Here is a 1,071-nt window from a genome sequence, read left to right as displayed (position 1 = left end):
AGTATCCCAAGTAGCACGGGGCCCGAGAAATCCCGTGCGAATCTGTCAGGACCACCTGATAAGCCTAAATACTCCCTAATGACCGATAGCGGACCAGTACCGTGAGGGAAAGGTGAAAAGTACCCCGGGAGGGGAGTGAAACAGTACCTGAAACCGTGTGCTTACAATCCGTCGGAGCCAGTCTGATTCTGGTGACGGCGTGCCTTTTGAAGAATGAGCCTGCGAGTTAGTGTTACGTCGCGAGGTTAACCCGTGTGGGGCAGCCGTAGCGAAAGCGAGTCTGAATAGGGCGTTGCAGTGGCGTGATCTAGACCCGAAGCGAAGTGATCTACCCATGGCCAGGTTGAAGCGACGGTAAGACGTCGTGGAGGACCGAACCCACTTCAGTTGAAAATGGAGGGGATGAGCTGTGGGTAGGGGTGAAAGGCCAATCAAACTTCGTGATAGCTGGTTCTCCCCGAAATGCATTTAGGTGCAGCGTTGCGTGTTTCTTACCGGAGGTAGAGCTACTGGATGGCTAATGGGCCCTACAAGGTTACTGACGTCAGCCAAACTCCGAATGCCGGTAAGTGAGAGCGCAGCAGTGAGACTGTGGGGGATAAGCTTCATAGTCGAGAGGGAAACAGCCCAGACCACCAACTAAGGCCCCTAAGCGTGTGCTAAGTGGGAAAGGATGTGGAGTTGCGAAGACAACCAGGAGGTTGGCTTAGAAGCAGCCATCCTTAAAAGAGTGCGTAATAGCTCACTGGTCAAGTGATTCCGCGCCGACAATGTAGCGGGGCTCAAGTACACCGCCGAAGTTGTGGCATTCACATTTTATCCAAGCCTTTGTGGTTCAGGAGTGTGGATGGGTAGGGGAGCGTCGTGTGGGCAGTGAAGTCGCGGTGTAAACCAGCGGTGGAGCCTACACGAGTGAGAATGCAGGCATGAGTAGCGAAAGACGGGTGAGAAACCCGTCCGCCGAATGATCAAGGGTTCCAGGGTCAAGCTAATCTGCCCTGGGTAAGTCGGGACCTAAGGCGAGGCCGACAGGCGTAGTCGATGGACAACGGGTTGATATTCCCGTACCGG

The 1,071-nt window shown here is 54.5% G+C and carries 1 rRNA gene; it reads left to right on the top strand.

The features are described 5' to 3' along the window. Positions 1 to 1,071, top strand: a 23S ribosomal RNA gene (locus ACFVWT_RS22575); the annotation flags it as partial.

The organism is Arthrobacter sp. NPDC058288, assembly GCF_042880995.1.
Classification (GTDB): Bacteria; Actinomycetota; Actinomycetes; order Actinomycetales; family Micrococcaceae; genus Arthrobacter.
This window is presented reverse-complemented; position numbering and strand designations above follow the sequence as displayed.